Origin of the sequence: Lacrimispora algidixylanolytica (genome assembly GCF_003609635.1) — a bacterium.
GTDB classification, from domain to species: domain Bacteria; phylum Bacillota; class Clostridia; order Lachnospirales; family Lachnospiraceae; genus Lacrimispora; species Lacrimispora algidixylanolytica.
Window position 1 is genome coordinate 162,914 of sequence record NZ_MCIA01000035.1, and the last position, 16,103, is coordinate 179,016.

Below are 16,103 nucleotides of genomic sequence, written 5' to 3' on the forward strand. Positions count from 1 at the left end.
AAAAATGGAAAAAACAGATATAAAATCTCTGGATTTGAAGAAACTCTCCGACTATGTGGAATCAATCGGAGAGAAAGCATTTCGTGCAAAGCAGCTTTACGAATGGATGCATAAAAAACTGGCCTCCGATTTTGATGAAATGACCAATCTTCCCAAATCTCTGAAAGAAAAATTGCTGCAGTCAGCAGCATTTACATCCCTTGTGGTCGTAGATGAAAAAATATCACAAATAGACGGAACAAGAAAATATCTATTCGGCCTCTCTGATGGAAATATCATTGAAAGTGTTTTAATGAGATACAATCATGGGAATTCCGTTTGCATATCCTCTCAGGTAGGATGCCGCATGGGGTGCCGTTTTTGTGCGTCCACCCTTGATGGATTAGAACGAAACTTAAGTGCCTCCGAAATGCTGGACCAGATTTACAGAATCCAGAAACTGACCGGAGAAAGAGTATCAAACGTAGTGGTTATGGGTTCTGGGGAACCCATGGATAATTACGATAATTTGATTACCTTTATCCGTCTTCTTACGGATGAGAATGGTCTAAATATTAGCCAGAGAAACATTACCGTATCTACTTGTGGCATTGTGCCAGGGATAAAAAAACTAGCGGAGGAAGATCTTCAGATTACGCTAGCGCTTTCCCTTCATGCTCCAAATGATGAAGTAAGAAAGAGCCTAATGCCCATCGCTAAGCGATATTCTCTCTCCGAAGTATTACCTGCATGTCAAGAGTATTTCGATAAAACAGGTAGAAGGCTTACGTTCGAATATAGCTTAGTAAGTGGAGTTAATGATAACCTAAAAGAAGCTGAGGCTCTTGCTACTCTTTTAAAAGGGGTCAACGGACATGTGAATTTGATTCCGGTAAATCCAATTAAAGAACGGGATTATGTACAGTCTGACCGTAAAGCAATCCTTTCTTTTAAAAATTATCTTGAAAAAAACGGAATTAATGTTACTATAAGAAGAGAAATGGGACGAGATATTAACGGTGCCTGTGGACAGCTTAGAAAGAGTTTTATTAACAAGGAATAATGCAGAAGGGAGAATGATGCGATGAGGGCTTGCGCTATGACTGATATTGGAAGAGTCCGTACGGCCAATCAGGATTATGTATATGCCTCAACCAATTCGGTTGGGATGCTACCCAACCTTTTTTTGGTTGCAGACGGTATGGGCGGTCATAAGGCTGGGGATTATGCTTCCAGATATATTTCAGAGCATCTGGTGGAGCATTTAAAGCAGGCCGGTAATTCTGAAATTATACCCCTTCTGCGTGAAGGTATAGAAAAAGTCAACAAGATGTTATATCAGGAGTCTAGAGATAGGGCAGAATTAAACGGGATGGGGACGACTCTGGTAGCTGCTGTTATTGAAGATTCAACCATGTATGTGGCAAATGTAGGAGACAGCAGGTTGTATCAAATTCGAAATAAGTTAAAGCAGATTACAAGAGACCACTCCTATGTAGAAGAACTTGTTTCCCTTGGCCAGATGGAACGGGGAAGCAGAGATTACCGTGAAAAAAAGAATATCATTACAAGAGCGGTTGGTACAGAAGATAAGCTTGATATCGACTTTTTTGAGGTCAGCCTTGAGCCGGGAGATTATATACTTATGTGTTCTGACGGACTCAGCAACATGCTTGAGGACGCTGAGATGGAAGAAATCATATGCTCAGAACTGGAACTGGGGGAAAAGGCAGAGAAATTGATAACAGTCGCCAATGACAATGGAGGGAAGGACAACATAGGGGTTGTTCTTATTAATCCGGAAATTGGCAAGGAGGAAAGCTTATGATTCTAAGACCTGGCACATTTTTACAGGACAGATACGAGATACTGGAACAAATAGGTTCCGGCGGCATGTCATATGTGTATAAGGCCCTGTGCCATAAATTAAACCGCCTCGTTGCTATAAAATTATTAAAGGAAGAGTTCAGTTTAGATAGTGGTTTTGTCAGTAAATTCAAGATGGAGGCACAGGCGGTAGCACGCCTTTCCCATCCCAACATTGTAAATATCTATGATGTTGTTGATGAGGGCAGTCTCCATTATATTGTAATGGAACTAATTGAAGGAATTACATTAAAAAACTATATATCTAAGAAGGGATTCCTGGACACGAAAGAAGCAATCGGAATCTCCGTACAGGTTGCACAAGGCATTGCTGCCGCTCATGAACAAGGTATTATACACAGAGACATCAAGCCGCAGAATATTATCATAGCCAGAGATGGTAAAGTTAAGGTTACGGATTTTGGCATTGCTAGAGCGGTATCATCCCAGACGCTCAGTGCTACAGCGGTAGGCTCTGTTCATTACATATCTCCAGAGCAGGCAAGAGGCGGATACAGTGATGTCAGAAGTGACGTATATTCATTAGGTATCAGCATGTATGAGATGGTGGCTGGTCGGGTACCATTCCAGGGAGATAATACGGTTACCATTGCCCTGGCTCATTTAGAGACGCCAATCACACCTCCTAGCTATTATAATGAAGATATTCCAGTTGGAATTGAAAACATTATTCTAAAAGCCACGGAAAAGAAGCCTGAATTTCGTTACGGAAGTATGCAAGAGGTTATATCTGATTTACGGCATGCCCTGGTGGACCCCAATGGTGATTTTGTTCAGCATAATCCTCAGATCGATGATTCCCAGACGGTAATCATTGGAAAACCAGAACTAGAACAGATTCGATCTGGCAGGAAAGTCCAATCAGATGCTCCTTCCGCCGCCCATGGTGTGCGTGATAAAGATCAGAGGAAGGACCGCCAGCCAGACAGAGGTGGAAATTCCAAACAGACAGCTGCTAGAACCAGAAAAGACGATTCTGGTGAAGATATCAATCCAAAGATTGAAAAATTATTGACTGCGGCAGGTGTTGTAGTTGCAGTTATTATCGTAATCGTACTTGTTGTGGTATTTGCAAAGGTGGGTGGCTTATTTCGGTTTGGTTCCTCAAAAACGCAGGAGACTACGGTAGAAGCTTCCACTGGTGAAACCTTAGGTGAAAAGAGTGTAAAGATGCCAGATGTTCTTGGTCTGACTACAGAAATAGCAGAACAAAAGCTTAAGGAAAATGGCGGCCTTTATATGAAAATCAGTGATTATATATTTTCAGAAACCGTTGAAGAAGGAGATATTGTCTCCCAAGACCCATCTGCTGAAGCTGTAGTTGATAAATATTCAGCTGTTTATGTGGTAGTCAGCAAAGGACCAGAACACGTTAAGATTAATCTAACCAAGTTAGGACTTGAAAAGATGGAAGCCACATCTGCAAAGTCCATATTAGAAGAAAAAAAGATTGTAGTAAAAATAGAACAAAAGAGTAACGAAAGTATTCAGAGTGGCTACGTAATAAGCTATAGCCCTACAGAAGCCAAAGAAGGGGATACTGTTACGATTGTATCGAGCAGTGGCCCTGCCCTTACGAATCCAGTAACAGTGCCAAACTTAGCTGGACAGACAAAGGAACTGGCGGCTGAAATGTTAGCTGACGTGGGACTGATTGAAGGAACTGTTACAGAGAAGATTTCTGATACAGTATCTAGAGGAATGGTTATCACCCAGTCTGCGGTGGCAGGCACGCAGGTAGAATCCGGAACAGCCGTAAATATTGTGGTAAGTAGTGGAACCGCGCAGCAAGCCAGGTACAAATACCTTGCTTCCATTGATAAATCCTATTCTCTCCAAAACATCATTGGGCCAGGTTCGGGAAGCACACAGTTGACCTTAAAGATTCAACTCAGACAATCAGTAAATGGTAAGGATGATATTCGGGAACTTATGGCACCAGTCACTATGAATGGCGACCAATTGCTTCCGGTAACATTTAAAAACATAGAAGGAGCTTATGGTGTAACAAGCGGATCGGTAGAAATTGTTAATGTAGAGACGGGAGATATCATCAATTCCTACTCCATTACATTTGTTCCGGTTCCTCAATCGTAAGGAATTGTATATGACGGGAAAAATATTAAAAGGAATCGCAGGATTTTATTATGTAATTGCAGCGGATGGGAAGCTTTATGAATGCAAAGCAAAAGGAATCTTCCGAAACAGGAATGTAAAACCATTGGTGGGAGATAATGTGGGAATTTCGATTCTGGATGAGACAGAACAAAAAGGAAACATTGACGAGATTCTCCCTAGGAAGAATGCGCTCGTTCGTCCCTCCGTTGCCAATGTGGACCAGGCATTGGTATTGTTCTCTGTTACCCAGCCTGATCCGAATTTAAACCTTTTGGACCGCTTTCTAGTTATGATGGAGGTCCAGGAGGTTCCTGTCAATATCTGCTTTAATAAGATTGATCTTGCAGGCGATGAAAAGAGGAATGAGCTTTCTGCTATTTATGAAAAAGCAGGCTATTCAGTGTTTTTTACCAGCACCTGTGAGGAAAAAGGAATCGAAGAGATTAAAGATCTGGTTCGTGGAAAGACCACAGTTTTAGCGGGTCCCTCTGGAGTGGGTAAGTCCACACTGACCAATCTTATTTATCCTAAGGCAAAGATGGAGACAGGTACAATCAGCGAGAAGATACAAAGAGGAAAACATACAACCAGACATTCAGAGCTATTTGGAATCGGTAGAGATACTTATATGGTGGATACCCCGGGTTTTAGTTCCATGTACATTGAAGATATGGAATGTGGGCATCTGAAAGACTATTTTCCGGAGTTTGAAGCTTGTGAAGAAGATTGTAAGTTCCTTGGCTGTATCCATATCGGAGAAAAGATTTGTGGTGTAAAAACAGCCGTGGAAGAAGGAAGAATCAGCCGTAGTCGCTATGATAATTACAGGCTGTTATATCAGGAACTGAAAGATAAAAGGAGATACTAATTATGTTAAAACTAGCCCCTTCAATATTGGCTGCAGATTTCAAAAATCTTGGCCAACAGGTATCAGACGTTTCTTTGGCAGGAGCGCAGTATATTCATTTGGATGTAATGGATGGGGCGTTTGTACCCAGTATATCATTTGGAATGCCAGTAATAAGCAGTATTAGAAGCTGTACAGACCGGATTTTTGATGTTCATATGATGGTGGAGGAGCCAGGACGCTATGTAAGTGAGATCAAAGTTGCAGGCGCAGATTTGATTTGTGTACATGCAGAAGCCTGCACTCATCTGGACCGTACGATAAATCAAATCAAGGAAGCTGGTTTAAAAGCAGGTGTGGCTCTTAATCCGGCGACACCATTATCGGTTCTTGACTGCATCCTATCTGAGGTCGACATGGTTCTTATTATGTCAGTAAACCCAGGCTTTGGCGGACAGAAGTTTATTCCTTATACTCTTACTAAAATTCGTGAATTAAGAAACCTCTGTAAGGAACGAGGGCTAGATACAGACATACAGGTTGACGGAGGCGTTACCTGCGATAATATTCGGGAACTAATTGATGCTGGTGCCAATGTTTTTGTTGCAGGTTCTGCCGTATTTAAGGGAGATGCCGTCGCAAACACCAGAGAATTTCTGAAAATATTCGAGGAATATGAAGGGTGAAAGAAGAAATCACAGGATTAATTGTTACAGGAGGCCCCATTGACCTTGTATTCGCCCAAAGGTTTATAATGGAAAGACCTTTTGACCGTATCATTGCAGTGGATCGGGGGTTAAATGCCGTTTCTAAATTGAAATTGATACCAGATGCCATAGTTGGAGATTTTGATTCCGCGGATGAATCGGTTTTAAAGGAATTTAAAAGCAAAACTCTTGATACTACCTGGGAAATTCACAAACCGGAAAAAGATGAAACTGATACCGAGCTAGCTATTATTACTGCCATCAGGCTAGGTTGTACAAAGCTTATCCTACTAGGTGCTACTGGTGGGCGGTTGGATCATTTTCTGGGAAATCTTCATCTTTTATATGCTAGTTTGAAACAAGGTGTGGAAGCTGCTATCGTTGATGAGAGGAACTGGATAACCGTTACAGAGAAGGAACGTGTTTTTGAAGCGGATCAAATTTTCGGGAAGTATATTTCCTTTTTACCTTTAAGCGAAGAAGTAAAAGGTATTTCCCTGACTGGATTTAAATATCCACTTCATAAAAAAGACATTACCATTGGAACCAGTCTCTGTATCAGCAATGAGCTTACTGGAGCTGCAGGAAAGATGGAATTTGATTCCGGAATCCTGATCTGTGTAGAATCTCACGATTAAATAAGCGTATTCGGATATCTAGGGATCGTGTTCCCATTTTAGTGTTTTTCTTAAACCAGGCCACCGATAGTGGTCTGGTTTAAAATGTTAAAACTGGATATTTATATCACTCCACTTGCGTGCTAAGATAGGAAACATCAAATGTAGCAAGGAAGGAGTATTTATGAACAGAACCAATAACAAAATTTATAAAGTAGCGCTAACTGGTCTGTTTGCAGCTATGTCATACGTTGTATTTACATTTTTGCAATTAAAGATCACCCTTCCAGGAGGGGATGCGACAGCCATCCATCTCGGAAATGCAGTTTGTGTCCTTGGCGCATTACTGCTTGGTGGTCTCTACGGAGGTTTGGGTGGAGCGATTGGGATGACGATTGGAGATCTATTTGATCCTGTCTATATTGTTTATGCACCGAAGACTTTTTTACTAAAATTGTGTATCGGCTTGATTACCGGATTTTTAGCACATAAAGTTGGTAAGATTGGTGAGACTTCCGATAGAAAGCATATTTTAATCTGGACGATTATAGCTGCGGTGGGAGGACTTTTATTTAATGTGATTTTTGACCCCCTCATCGGCTATTATTATAAACTTCTCATTCTTGGAAAGCCTGCGGCAGAGTTGTCTTTTGTATACAATCTAACTGCAACTTCCATTAATGCAGTAACTTCAACCATAGTATCAGTAGCTGCGTATATGCCACTTCGAAGTGCTTTGGCAAAATCAGGGTTGCTATCAAAAATTAATTAGGAGTTTTTATGACATCAGAAAAACATCAGAAAAAAATTGCTGTCATCAATGATTTATCAGGGTACGGACGCTGTTCCCTTACGGTGGTAATACCCATTCTTTCCGCTTTAAAGATACAGTGCTGTCCAGTACCAACTTCCATCTTATCCAATCATACTGGATTTCCAACTTATTTTTTTGATGATTATACGGATAAGATGCCTCAGTATATTGAACAGTGGAAGAAACTGAAACTGTCCTTTGACGGCATATACAGCGGTTTTCTTGGCTCTGAAGCCCAGATACAGATTGTAATTGATATGATTAAAGAATTTAGAACAGAGGAAACACTTGTAATCATTGACCCCATTATGGGAGATCATGGGAAGGCTTATCAGACATATACTCCAGAGATGTGCAACCGAATGAAGGAATTGGTTGGTTATGGAAACATTGTCACCCCCAATCTGACAGAAGCATGCATTTTGACCGGAAGAGAGTACCCGAAAGAAGGATTTAAGCGTGGAGTGCTGAGTCAGATGGCCACAGAGATCCAAAGATTGGGTCCGGAATCGGTTGTAATTACTGGTGTAAAGGAAGGAAGCTTTGTGACCAATGTAGTTCTTGAAAAGGATGGAGAACCTCACTTTATAAGAACCCGCCACGTGGGAAATGAAAGACCAGGGACTGGCGATGTATTCTCCAGCATTATAGCAGCTTATGCAGTAAGAGGAGTTCCTCTAAGAGATGGTGTCAGAAAAGCGGCTAATTTTGTCAAAGAATGCATTTTGAAATCAGATGAATTAAATGTTCCCGTAGAAAACGGGGTATGTTTTGAAGAACTGCTTTCTTTGCTCATTCGACACTGAAAATCAAGTGAAACAAGGGGAATTTTAGGAAAAAGGGCTTTTCTTTGCCCTTTTTTTGTAGTATAATCAACGGCATATTATGAAGTGGATCTGTTTCCGCAAAGAATATTTAAAAGAAACCAGGAGGAATACCATGTTAGATTTGAAGTTTGTAAGAGAAAATCCTGAAATTGTAAAGGAAAACATGAAAAAGAAGTTTCAGGACAGCAAGTTGCCATTGGTGGATGAAGTCATCGAACTCGATGAGTTAAACCGTGGGGCGAAGCAGGAAGGGGATGCTCTAAGAGCAGAACGCAACAAACTTTCCAAACAGATCGGAACCTTAATGGGACAAGGCAAGAAAGAGGAAGCAGAAGAGCTTAAGAAAAAAGTAACGGATGCTTCTGAGCATCTAGCATCTCTGGAAGAAAAGGAAAATGATTTAGAGGAAAGAATTAAGAAGATCATGATGATCATTCCTAATATCATTGATCCAAGCGTACCCGTTGGAAAAGATGACAGTGAAAATGTTGAAATTCAGCGTTACGGTGATCCATTTGTTCCTGACTTTGAAATTCCTTATCATACAGATATTATGGAACGCTTTGAAGGCATTGATTTAGACAGTGCAAGAAAAGTTGCAGGTAATGGTTTTTACTATTTAATGGGAGATATTGCTAGACTTCATTCTTCTGTTATCTCATATGCAAGAGATTTTATGATTGATCGTGGATTTACGTATTGCATTCCTCCTTTCATGATCCGCAGCGAAGTGGTAACCGGTGTTATGAGCTTTGCTGAGATGGATGCAATGATGTATAAAATAGAAGGCGAAGATCTATATTTAATTGGTACCAGTGAACACTCCATGATTGGTAAATTCATCGATACCATTCTTCCAGAAACAAAGCTTCCTCAGACACTTACCAGCTATTCTCCTTGTTTCCGTAAGGAAAAGGGCGCTCACGGTCTAGAAGAAAGAGGCGTATATCGAATTCATCAGTTTGAGAAGCAGGAGATGATCGTAGTCTGCAAGCCAGAAGAAAGCATGGATTGGTATGAAAAGTTATGGCAGAATACTGTTGATTTATTCCGCACTCTTGATGTTCCTGTAAGAACCTTAGAATGTTGTTCTGGTGATCTTGCAGATTTAAAGGTGAAATCTGTAGATGTTGAAGCTTGGTCCCCAAGACAGAAGAAATATTTTGAAGTGGGAAGCTGTTCTAACTTAGGAGACGCTCAGGCAAGAAGACTGAAAATCAGAGTTTCTTCCGAGGATGGCAATAAGTACTTCGCTCATACTTTAAATAATACAGTAGTAGCTCCACCAAGAATGCTCATCGCATTTTTAGAGAATAATTTACAGGCAGATGGAAGCGTAAAGATTCCAGAAGCTTTACAGCCTTATATGGGCGGTAAAAAAGCGATTATGCCAAAATAAAGCCAAGTTATGGGGCTGTTGCAGAATGCTGATCAGGAAAATCAGGGTTTCATTTTGCAACAGCCCTTATTAAAAAAGGAGGACATATCATATGATCAAGTTCAACCATTTTAATTTTAACGTATTAGATTTAGAAAAAAGCTTAAAATTCTACAAAGAGGCATTAGACCTCACCCCAGTGAGGGAAAAGAAAGCAGAGGATGGCTCCTTTCAGCTTGTATATCTTGGTGATGGAAAAAGTGATTTCACACTGGAACTTACTTATCTAACCGATCGGAAAGAACCTTATAATCTGGGAGAGTGTGAATTTCATCTTGCATTTCATGTGGATGAATATGAAGAGACTTATAAAAAACATAAAGAAATGGGAATCATCTGTTTTGAAAATCCCGGAATGGGAATCTATTTCATCAGTGATCCCGACGGCTACTGGATCGAGCTTGTTCCTGCCAGATAAGGAGAATATCTGTGTATATTGATGTAAACGGTGTTACATTGTATTATGAAGTTTCAGGAAGCGGGCCTGCTATTGTTCTTGTCCATGGCAATGCACAGGATCACCGTATTTTTTTAGAAACTGCTCAAAAATTAAATCAGGATTATACAGTTTATCTTCTGGATTCTAGATGCCATGGAAAAAGCAGCCGGGTAAAAAAACTTGGTTATGAGGAAATGGCAAAGGATGTAGCGGAGTTTACAAAGAAATTGGACCTTAAGGATCCTTGTTTTTGCGGTTACAGCGATGGAGGAATCGTTGGTCTTTTACTTGGAATCCGCTATCCAGGTCTTTTTAAAAAGTTAATTCTTTGTGGAGCCAATTCCCATCCTCAGGGGATGAAACGCCTGTGGCTAAAGCTGTTTGCACTTACAGAAAAGTTTACCTTTGATCACAGAAGAAGCATGATTCAGACAGAACCAAGAATTACCGCCAAAGAACTTGGGCAAATATCTGCACCAACTATGATTCTTGCTGGACAATGGGATATGGTAAAGGAAGCCCATACCAGATACCTTGCTTCCAATATCCGGCATAGCATTCTTCGGATTCTTCCCCGGGAAGGGCATGGAAGTTATATCGTCCACAGCGAAAAGCTTTATTACATTATAAAGAAATTTCTAGCGGCTCCCATGCAGCAGTAAAAAATCTCTCGAATAAATAAGGTGTAAAGAAAAAACACTTGACACCATAAGAAAACTATTGTATGATATCACAGGTGATGATATGGAAAAGATTGCAAGACAGGGATTGTTATATGATTTCTATGGAGCGCTTCTAACGGAACATCAGAGGCATGTCTATGAAGATGTGGTATTTTATGATCTATCTTTAAGTGAGATTGCAGAAGAACAAGGAATCAGCCGTCAGGGGGTACATGACCTGATTAAGCGGTGTAATAAGATTCTTGAGAGTTATGAAGAAAAACTCCATCTTGTGGAAAAGTTTGAACAGACAAAGAAACTGGCAAGAGAAATCCAGAGCCTGACCAAAGCATTCTCTGAAAATAGGGATATGGGTCTAATCCATCGCATCGAAGAGATATCGGGCGAAATTGTCGAGCTAGAAGCTCATTAGGAGGGCGTTATATGGCTTTTGAGAGCTTATCCGATAAATTACAAAATGTATTCAAAAACTTAAGAGGCAAAGGACGTTTGTCTGAAGCCGATGTAAAAACAGCCCTTAAAGAAGTTAAGATGGCTTTATTAGAAGCGGATGTAAGCTTTAAGGTTGTAAAACAGTTTATTAGTGCTGTGCAAGAGAGAGCTATTGGACAAGATGTTCAAAACAGTCTCACTCCGGGCCAGATGGTAATAAAGATTGTAAATGAAGAATTGGTTCAATTAATGGGCTCTGAAACCACTGAAATCCAATTAAAACCGGCCAGTGATATGACCGTAATTTTAATGGCTGGTCTCCAGGGTGCTGGTAAAACCACAACGACTGCCAAGATTGCTGGTAAATTAAAAGCAAAAGGCAGAAAGCCTGTTCTCGTTGCCTGCGACGTTTATCGTCCTGCCGCTATTAAGCAGTTACAGATCAATGGAGAAAAGCAGGGTGTGCCAGTATTTTCCATGGGTGAGAATCATAAGCCCGTTGATATCGCAAAGGCGGCCATTGCATCTGCAATCAAGAATGATCAGAATGTGGTGATACTTGATACAGCTGGTAGACTTCATATTGATGATGATATGATGAATGAGCTAATTGAAATCAAAGAGGCTATAACAGTCGATCAGACGATTTTAGTCGTTGATGCCATGACAGGACAGGATGCGGTGAATGTTGCCGGAATGTTCAATGATAAGATTGGTATTGATGGAGTTATCGTAACTAAGCTTGACGGTGATACCAGAGGTGGAGCGACCCTTTCCATACGTGCAGTTATAGGTAAACCTGTGCTTTATGTGGGTATGGGAGAAAAACTTACTGATTTGGAACAGTTTTATCCGGATCGTATGGCGTCGAGGATCCTTGGAATGGGAGATATTCTTTCTCTTATTGAGAAGGCAGAATCCCAGGTTGATGAAGAGAAAGCAAAAGAATTATCCCAGAAGCTTCGAAAGGCAGAGTTTGATTACAATGACTTTTTAGAGCAGATGAGCCAAGTTAAAAACATGGGTGGAATGGCAAGTATTATGAGCATGATGCCCGGCATGGGACAATTAAAAGACGTTGATTTTGACGAAAAGGCTTTGGACCGAGTGGAAGCTATTATTCTTTCCATGACGACCAAAGAACGTACCACCCCTGAACTTATGAAGAATGCTTCTAGGAAGCAAAGAGTGGCAAAGGGAGCTGGTGTAGATGTCGGCGAGGTAAACCGAATCGTCAAACAGTTTGACCAGATGAAAAAGATGATGAAGCAGCTTCCCGGAATGATGGGTGGCGGAAAACGCCATGGTGGCGGTGGATTACTTAGCAAACTGAAATTACCGTTTTAATATTACTTTGATGTTAGCAAGGCAGGTTTCTGCGTTCGCTATATATATGTTTTAAAATTTCATGTTTAAGGAGGTGAATTTCAAAATGGCAGTTAAGATGAGATTAAAAAGAATGGGTCAGAAAAAGGCTCCTTTTTATAGAATTGTAGTTGCAGATTCCAGATCTCCAAGAGATGGTAGATTTATCGAAGAGATTGGTTACTATGATCCTACCACAGAGCCAAGCGTAATCAAGTTCAATGAAGAGAGCGCTAAAAAGTGGTTAGGAACAGGTGCACAGCCAACAGAAGTTGTAAGCAAGCTTTTAAAGATCGCCGGTATCCAGTAGTGAGAGGTGAAGCATATGAAAGAATTAGTAGAAGTAATTGCAAAAGCACTGGTTGATGATCCTAATCAGGTTGCTGTTACTGAGACTGTAAAGGATGATGAAATTGTCCTTGAGCTTACGGTTGCGCCTTCCGATATGGGTAAGGTTATTGGCAAACAGGGCAGGATTGCAAAAGCTATTCGTTCTGTTGTAAAAGCAGCAGCTTCCAAAGAAGACAAAAAGATTACCGTAGAAATACAGTAATTTTGAAAGACCGCCGACCTGTCGGAAGACGGTCTTCTTTTGTTTTTTTAAAGGCATTATTTAGTAGTTAAAATGAGCCGGGTAGCGATACGCGGTTTGTTTTGTATGATATGGAGAGATAGATGGATGATTTATTGAGAGTTGGTGTGATTTCTTCCACCCATGGTTTAAAAGGAGAAGTAAAGGTATTTCCAACGACAGATGACGCAACCCGTTTTAAATCCTTAAAGAATGTAACGATGGATACCGGAAGCGGACATATGAATTTGGAGATTCAGGGAGTGAAGTTTTTTAAAAATATGGTAATTCTTAAATTCAAGGAATTCGATTCCATTAATGAAGTGGAAAAATATAAGGGAAAAGATCTTTTGATAGAAAGAGACCAAGCGGTAGCGCTTGGGCCAGATGAAAACTTTATTTTTGAATTAATCGGACTTCGGGTTGTTTTAGAAGATGGCACAGAATTTGGTACCCTTACAGATGTAATAAAGACAGGCGCCAATGATGTCTATGAAGTTAAGACGAAAGAAGGAAAAGAAGTATTGCTTCCTGCCATCAAACAATGTGTACTTGGAGTAGATTTAGAAGAAGGGACCGTTACCGTCCACATCATGGATGGCCTTCTGGATTAAGGCGGAGGAGTAAAACAAATGAATTATCATATATTAACTCTGTTTCCAGAAATGGTACTAAACGGACTACACACCAGCATTATCGGAAGAGCGGCAGAAAAAGGTCTGCTTTCCATTGAGGCCATTGATATCCGGGAATATTCTACGGATAAGCACCGCCATGTAGATGATTATCCTTATGGAGGCGGGGCTGGAATGGTCATGCAGCCCATGCCAATCTGTGATGCTTACGAAGATCTTTGTGGGAAAATTGGCAAAAACCCCCGTGTTATTTATATGACTCCGCAGGGTAAAGTCTTTAACCAAAAGATTGCACAAGAGCTGGCAAAGGAAGAAGATCTGGTTTTTCTTTGTGGTCATTATGAAGGAATCGATGAAAGAGCACTGGAGTTAATTGCTACGGATTATCTATCAATTGGAGACTACGTGTTGACTGGTGGAGAACTTCCTGCCATGGTTATGATAGATAGCATATCTCGTTTGATTCCAGGTGTATTAAATAACGATACTTCAGCAGAATTTGAATCCTTCCAAGATAACCTGCTTGAATACCCTCAGTACACCCGTCCGGAAGAATATAAAGGATTAAAAGTCCCTGAGGTCTTGCTATCGGGGCACCATAAGAATATTGATGCCTGGAGAAGAGAGCAATCCATTCAGCGTACCTTAGAGCGCAGGCCTGATCTTCTTGAAGAAGCAATCCTTTCAAAAAAAGAAGCCGAATATTTAAAAAAGCTTGTAAATACGCGGGAAAACGGGGCATAATTTAAGAAAGAAAGGACTTGCAATCCATAGTTCTTTATGATAAAATACAAAATGTTGTGATGACAAGGAGATGTTCCTCTGTTACGGATTTCCGTATGAAGTATTAAGAACATCAAATAAAATCAAGGAGGTTCACACAATGAACGAAATTATTAGAAATATCGAAGCAGCTCAGTTAAAGCAGACCGTACCGGTATTCCACGTTGGCGATACTGTTAAAGTATTTAACAAGATCAAAGAGGGAACCCGCGAAAGAATCCAGATTTTCGAAGGAACTGTTATTAAAAGACAGAACGGCGGCGCTAGAGAAACATTTACCGTAAGAAAGAACTCTAACGGTATTGGCGTTGAGAAAACCTGGCCATTACATTCCCCTTCTGTAGACAACGTTGAAGTTGTTAGAAAAGGTAAAGTAAGAAGAGCTAAACTGTATTACTTAAGAGACAGAATCGGTAAAGCTGCTAAGGTTAAAGAATTAGTTAGATAATTCCGGAACAGGCGAGGGGACAATGCAAATTGTCCCTTTCTTTAGTAGATGGGGTGTTTGGTATGGAATTTTATCACAGTGATGACAATAATAAGCTTCGCCATATAATCAATTGGATTGTTGATATTATTGTAGTGATCGCTTTTGCATGGTTTCTAGCCTATTCCCTGGGAACACAAATCGTAATTGCTGGTCATTCCATGTATCCTCTTCTCGCATCAGATGATGTGGTGATGATGGATCGTCTGGCTTACGACTTCGGCCACCCCGGAAGATTTGATGTGGTGGTTTTTCAAAGGGAAGACCGTAAGATGAATGTAAAGCGTGTCATTGGATTGCCGGGAGAAACCGTGCAAATCAAAAACGAAGAAATTTATATTGATGGTGAGAAGTTAAAACAACCGGCGGGTCTAGGCCGGGTATCTCTGGCCGGACTGGCAGAAAAGCCAGTAAAGCTTGGAGAAGATGAGTATTTTTTGCTGGGTGATAATAGAGACAGCAGTGAAGACAGTCGGTTTTCTAATATTGGCAATGTAAGTGGCAGTCAAATTCAGGGTAAAGTCTGGTTTCGGATGCTACCTTTTGTAAAGATGGAATTAATTCGTTCGAAATAGAGGAATGTTATGAATATACAGTGGTATCCAGGTCATATGACCAAAGCCAAAAGGGCTATGAAAGAAGACATCAAATTAATTGATTTGATTATTGAGTTAGTAGATGCAAGAGTACCACTCAGCAGTAGAAATCCTGATATTGATGATTTGGGTGTGAATAAAGCGCGCATCGTTCTTCTTAATAAATCAGATCTTGCTGATGAGCGTTTCAACAAAGCTTGGACAGAGTATTTTGAAGCTCAGGGTTTTCATGTTCTCAAAGTGAATTCAAAAAGTGGCTCAGGACTGAAACAAATAAATGGTATTGTTCAGGAAGCTTGCAAAGAAAAGATAGAGAGAGACCGCAGACGAGGCATATTAAACCGCCCGGTACGTGCCATGGTTGTAGGAATTCCTAACGTAGGAAAGTCAACTTTTATCAATTCCTTTGCTGGAAAAGCATGTACAAAAACAGGAAACAAACCAGGAGTAACAAAAGGTAACCAGTGGATTCGTTTAAATAAGAGTTTGGAGCTACTTGATACGCCGGGAATATTATGGCCAAGGTTTGAGGATCAAAAAGTAGGCGTTAAGCTGGCCATGATTGGTTCTATTAATGACCAGATCTTAAATAAAGACGAACTGGCCATTGAACTGATTCGTTTCTTGAACCGAGATTATCCAAATGTTCTTTTGAACCGGTATGGAATTGAAGTAGATAATGAGTTTAAGATATTGGAAGAGGTAGCAAAAGCTAGATCTTGCCTTGCAAAAGGTGGAGAATTTGACTTGATTAAAGCCTCTAACTTATTGATCGATGATTTTAGAAACGGAAAATTGGGGCGTATGACCTTAGAATTTCCTAAAAAAACAGAAAAATAAAAATTAGGGCGGCTCTTTTTGAGTGGCCCTATTTTTCT

General features: G+C 40.5%; 20 protein-coding genes. All 20 read left to right on the forward strand.

The window, feature by feature from the left end; all coding sequences use genetic code 11:
- The first annotated feature begins 4 nt into the window (after positions 1 to 4).
- Positions 5 to 1,042, forward strand: a complete 1,038-nt coding sequence (rlmN, locus tag BET01_RS21075) for a 23S rRNA (adenine(2503)-C(2))-methyltransferase RlmN (protein ID WP_120198838.1) — start codon at positions 5 to 7, stop codon at positions 1,040 to 1,042.
- 21 nt (positions 1,043 to 1,063) lie between these two features.
- A complete protein-coding gene (locus BET01_RS21080) occupies positions 1,064 to 1,807 on the forward strand; it encodes a Stp1/IreP family PP2C-type Ser/Thr phosphatase (protein ID WP_120198839.1) in 744 nt (247 codons plus the stop codon).
- Entirely contained in the window at positions 1,804 to 3,963 is a 2,160-nt protein-coding gene (gene pknB / locus BET01_RS21085; RefSeq protein ID WP_120198840.1) for a Stk1 family PASTA domain-containing Ser/Thr kinase, read from the forward strand. The genes BET01_RS21080 and pknB overlap by 4 nt, the downstream gene beginning before the upstream one ends.
- A 10-nt stretch (positions 3,964 to 3,973) precedes the next feature.
- Positions 3,974 to 4,852 (forward strand): ribosome small subunit-dependent GTPase A, encoded by an 879-nt coding sequence (rsgA, locus tag BET01_RS21090; protein WP_120198841.1) that lies wholly within the window; start codon positions 3,974 to 3,976, stop codon positions 4,850 to 4,852.
- The gene (gene rpe / locus BET01_RS21095; RefSeq protein WP_207667667.1) at positions 4,852 to 5,517 is read left to right on the forward strand and encodes a ribulose-phosphate 3-epimerase; all 666 of its coding nucleotides are present in this window, start codon (positions 4,852 to 4,854) and stop codon (positions 5,515 to 5,517) included. Before rsgA ends, rpe begins: the two co-directional genes overlap by 1 nt.
- Positions 5,514 to 6,176 (forward strand): thiamine diphosphokinase, encoded by a 663-nt coding sequence (locus tag BET01_RS21100; protein ID WP_120198843.1) that lies wholly within the window; start codon positions 5,514 to 5,516, stop codon positions 6,174 to 6,176. Before rpe ends, BET01_RS21100 begins: the two co-directional genes overlap by 4 nt.
- A gap of 163 nt (positions 6,177 to 6,339) precedes the next feature.
- Entirely contained in the window at positions 6,340 to 6,927 is a 588-nt protein-coding gene (locus BET01_RS21105; RefSeq protein WP_120198844.1) for an ECF transporter S component, read from the forward strand.
- A gap of 8 nt (positions 6,928 to 6,935) precedes the next feature.
- On the forward strand, positions 6,936 to 7,775 hold the full coding sequence (locus BET01_RS21110) for a pyridoxamine kinase (RefSeq protein ID WP_120198845.1): 840 nt from the start codon (positions 6,936 to 6,938) through the stop codon (positions 7,773 to 7,775).
- A 133-nt stretch (positions 7,776 to 7,908) separates the two neighbouring features.
- Positions 7,909 to 9,195: a serine--tRNA ligase gene (gene serS, locus BET01_RS21115; protein WP_120198846.1), complete on the forward strand. Its 1,287-nt coding sequence runs from the start codon at positions 7,909 to 7,911 to the stop codon at positions 9,193 to 9,195.
- Positions 9,196 to 9,286: 91 nt separating this feature from the next.
- Positions 9,287 to 9,652 (forward strand): VOC family protein, encoded by a 366-nt coding sequence (locus BET01_RS21120; RefSeq protein WP_120198847.1) that lies wholly within the window; start codon positions 9,287 to 9,289, stop codon positions 9,650 to 9,652.
- An 11-nt stretch (positions 9,653 to 9,663) separates the two neighbouring features.
- Entirely contained in the window at positions 9,664 to 10,335 is a 672-nt protein-coding gene (locus tag BET01_RS21125; protein WP_120198848.1) for an alpha/beta fold hydrolase, read from the forward strand.
- Between the two features lie 82 nt (positions 10,336 to 10,417).
- On the forward strand, positions 10,418 to 10,768 hold the full coding sequence (gene ylxM / locus BET01_RS21130; RefSeq protein ID WP_120198849.1) for a YlxM family DNA-binding protein: 351 nt from the start codon (positions 10,418 to 10,420) through the stop codon (positions 10,766 to 10,768).
- Between the two features lie 11 nt (positions 10,769 to 10,779).
- Complete coding sequence (gene ffh, locus BET01_RS21135) at positions 10,780 to 12,135, forward strand: signal recognition particle protein (protein ID WP_120198850.1); 1,356 nt, start codon at positions 10,780 to 10,782, stop codon at positions 12,133 to 12,135.
- An 85-nt stretch (positions 12,136 to 12,220) separates the two neighbouring features.
- A complete protein-coding gene (gene rpsP / locus BET01_RS21140; protein ID WP_120198851.1) occupies positions 12,221 to 12,463 on the forward strand; it encodes a 30S ribosomal protein S16 in 243 nt (80 codons plus the stop codon).
- A gap of 15 nt (positions 12,464 to 12,478) precedes the next feature.
- The gene (locus BET01_RS21145; RefSeq protein WP_120198852.1) at positions 12,479 to 12,706 is read left to right on the forward strand and encodes a KH domain-containing protein; all 228 of its coding nucleotides are present in this window, start codon (positions 12,479 to 12,481) and stop codon (positions 12,704 to 12,706) included.
- A gap of 122 nt (positions 12,707 to 12,828) precedes the next feature.
- The gene (rimM, locus tag BET01_RS21150; protein WP_120198853.1) at positions 12,829 to 13,338 is read left to right on the forward strand and encodes a ribosome maturation factor RimM; all 510 of its coding nucleotides are present in this window, start codon (positions 12,829 to 12,831) and stop codon (positions 13,336 to 13,338) included.
- 18 nt (positions 13,339 to 13,356) lie between these two features.
- Complete coding sequence (gene trmD, locus BET01_RS21155) at positions 13,357 to 14,103, forward strand: tRNA (guanosine(37)-N1)-methyltransferase TrmD (protein WP_120198854.1); 747 nt, start codon at positions 13,357 to 13,359, stop codon at positions 14,101 to 14,103.
- A 139-nt stretch (positions 14,104 to 14,242) separates the two neighbouring features.
- Positions 14,243 to 14,590 carry a 50S ribosomal protein L19 gene (gene rplS, locus BET01_RS21160; RefSeq protein WP_120198855.1) on the forward strand — a complete coding sequence of 116 codons (348 nt, stop codon included), beginning with the start codon at positions 14,243 to 14,245 and terminating at the stop codon, positions 14,588 to 14,590.
- A 62-nt stretch (positions 14,591 to 14,652) separates the two neighbouring features.
- Entirely contained in the window at positions 14,653 to 15,204 is a 552-nt protein-coding gene (gene lepB, locus BET01_RS21165) for a signal peptidase I (protein ID WP_120198921.1), read from the forward strand.
- A 9-nt stretch (positions 15,205 to 15,213) separates the two neighbouring features.
- On the forward strand, positions 15,214 to 16,065 hold the full coding sequence (gene ylqF, locus BET01_RS21170; protein ID WP_120198856.1) for a ribosome biogenesis GTPase YlqF: 852 nt from the start codon (positions 15,214 to 15,216) through the stop codon (positions 16,063 to 16,065).
- The last annotated feature ends 38 nt before the right edge of the window (positions 16,066 to 16,103 follow it).

Excerpts from the sequence above, each read along its gene's own strand:
- BET01_RS21110 (WP_120198845.1), top strand. The coding sequence starts at position 6,936 with ATGACATCAGAAAAACATCAGAAAAAAATTGCTGTCATCAATGATTTA.
- pknB (WP_120198840.1), top strand. The coding sequence starts at position 1,804 with ATGATTCTAAGACCTGGCACATTTTTACAGGACAGATACGAGATACTG.
- BET01_RS21120 (WP_120198847.1), top strand. The coding sequence starts at position 9,287 with ATGATCAAGTTCAACCATTTTAATTTTAACGTATTAGATTTAGAAAAA.
- rsgA (WP_120198841.1), top strand. The coding sequence starts at position 3,974 with ATGACGGGAAAAATATTAAAAGGAATCGCAGGATTTTATTATGTAATT.
- trmD (WP_120198854.1), top strand. The coding sequence starts at position 13,357 with ATGAATTATCATATATTAACTCTGTTTCCAGAAATGGTACTAAACGGA.
- BET01_RS21145 (WP_120198852.1), top strand. The coding sequence starts at position 12,479 with ATGAAAGAATTAGTAGAAGTAATTGCAAAAGCACTGGTTGATGATCCT.
- rlmN (WP_120198838.1), top strand. The coding sequence starts at position 5 with ATGGAAAAAACAGATATAAAATCTCTGGATTTGAAGAAACTCTCCGAC.
- serS (WP_120198846.1), top strand. The coding sequence starts at position 7,909 with ATGTTAGATTTGAAGTTTGTAAGAGAAAATCCTGAAATTGTAAAGGAA.
- BET01_RS21080 (WP_120198839.1), top strand. The coding sequence starts at position 1,064 with ATGAGGGCTTGCGCTATGACTGATATTGGAAGAGTCCGTACGGCCAAT.
- rpsP (WP_120198851.1), top strand. The coding sequence starts at position 12,221 with ATGGCAGTTAAGATGAGATTAAAAAGAATGGGTCAGAAAAAGGCTCCT.
- ylxM (WP_120198849.1), top strand. The coding sequence starts at position 10,418 with ATGGAAAAGATTGCAAGACAGGGATTGTTATATGATTTCTATGGAGCG.
- rimM (WP_120198853.1), top strand. The coding sequence starts at position 12,829 with ATGGATGATTTATTGAGAGTTGGTGTGATTTCTTCCACCCATGGTTTA.
- ffh (WP_120198850.1), top strand. The coding sequence starts at position 10,780 with ATGGCTTTTGAGAGCTTATCCGATAAATTACAAAATGTATTCAAAAAC.
- ylqF (WP_120198856.1), top strand. The coding sequence starts at position 15,214 with ATGAATATACAGTGGTATCCAGGTCATATGACCAAAGCCAAAAGGGCT.
- lepB (WP_120198921.1), top strand. The coding sequence starts at position 14,653 with ATGGAATTTTATCACAGTGATGACAATAATAAGCTTCGCCATATAATC.
- rplS (WP_120198855.1), top strand. The coding sequence starts at position 14,243 with ATGAACGAAATTATTAGAAATATCGAAGCAGCTCAGTTAAAGCAGACC.
- BET01_RS21105 (WP_120198844.1), top strand. The coding sequence starts at position 6,340 with ATGAACAGAACCAATAACAAAATTTATAAAGTAGCGCTAACTGGTCTG.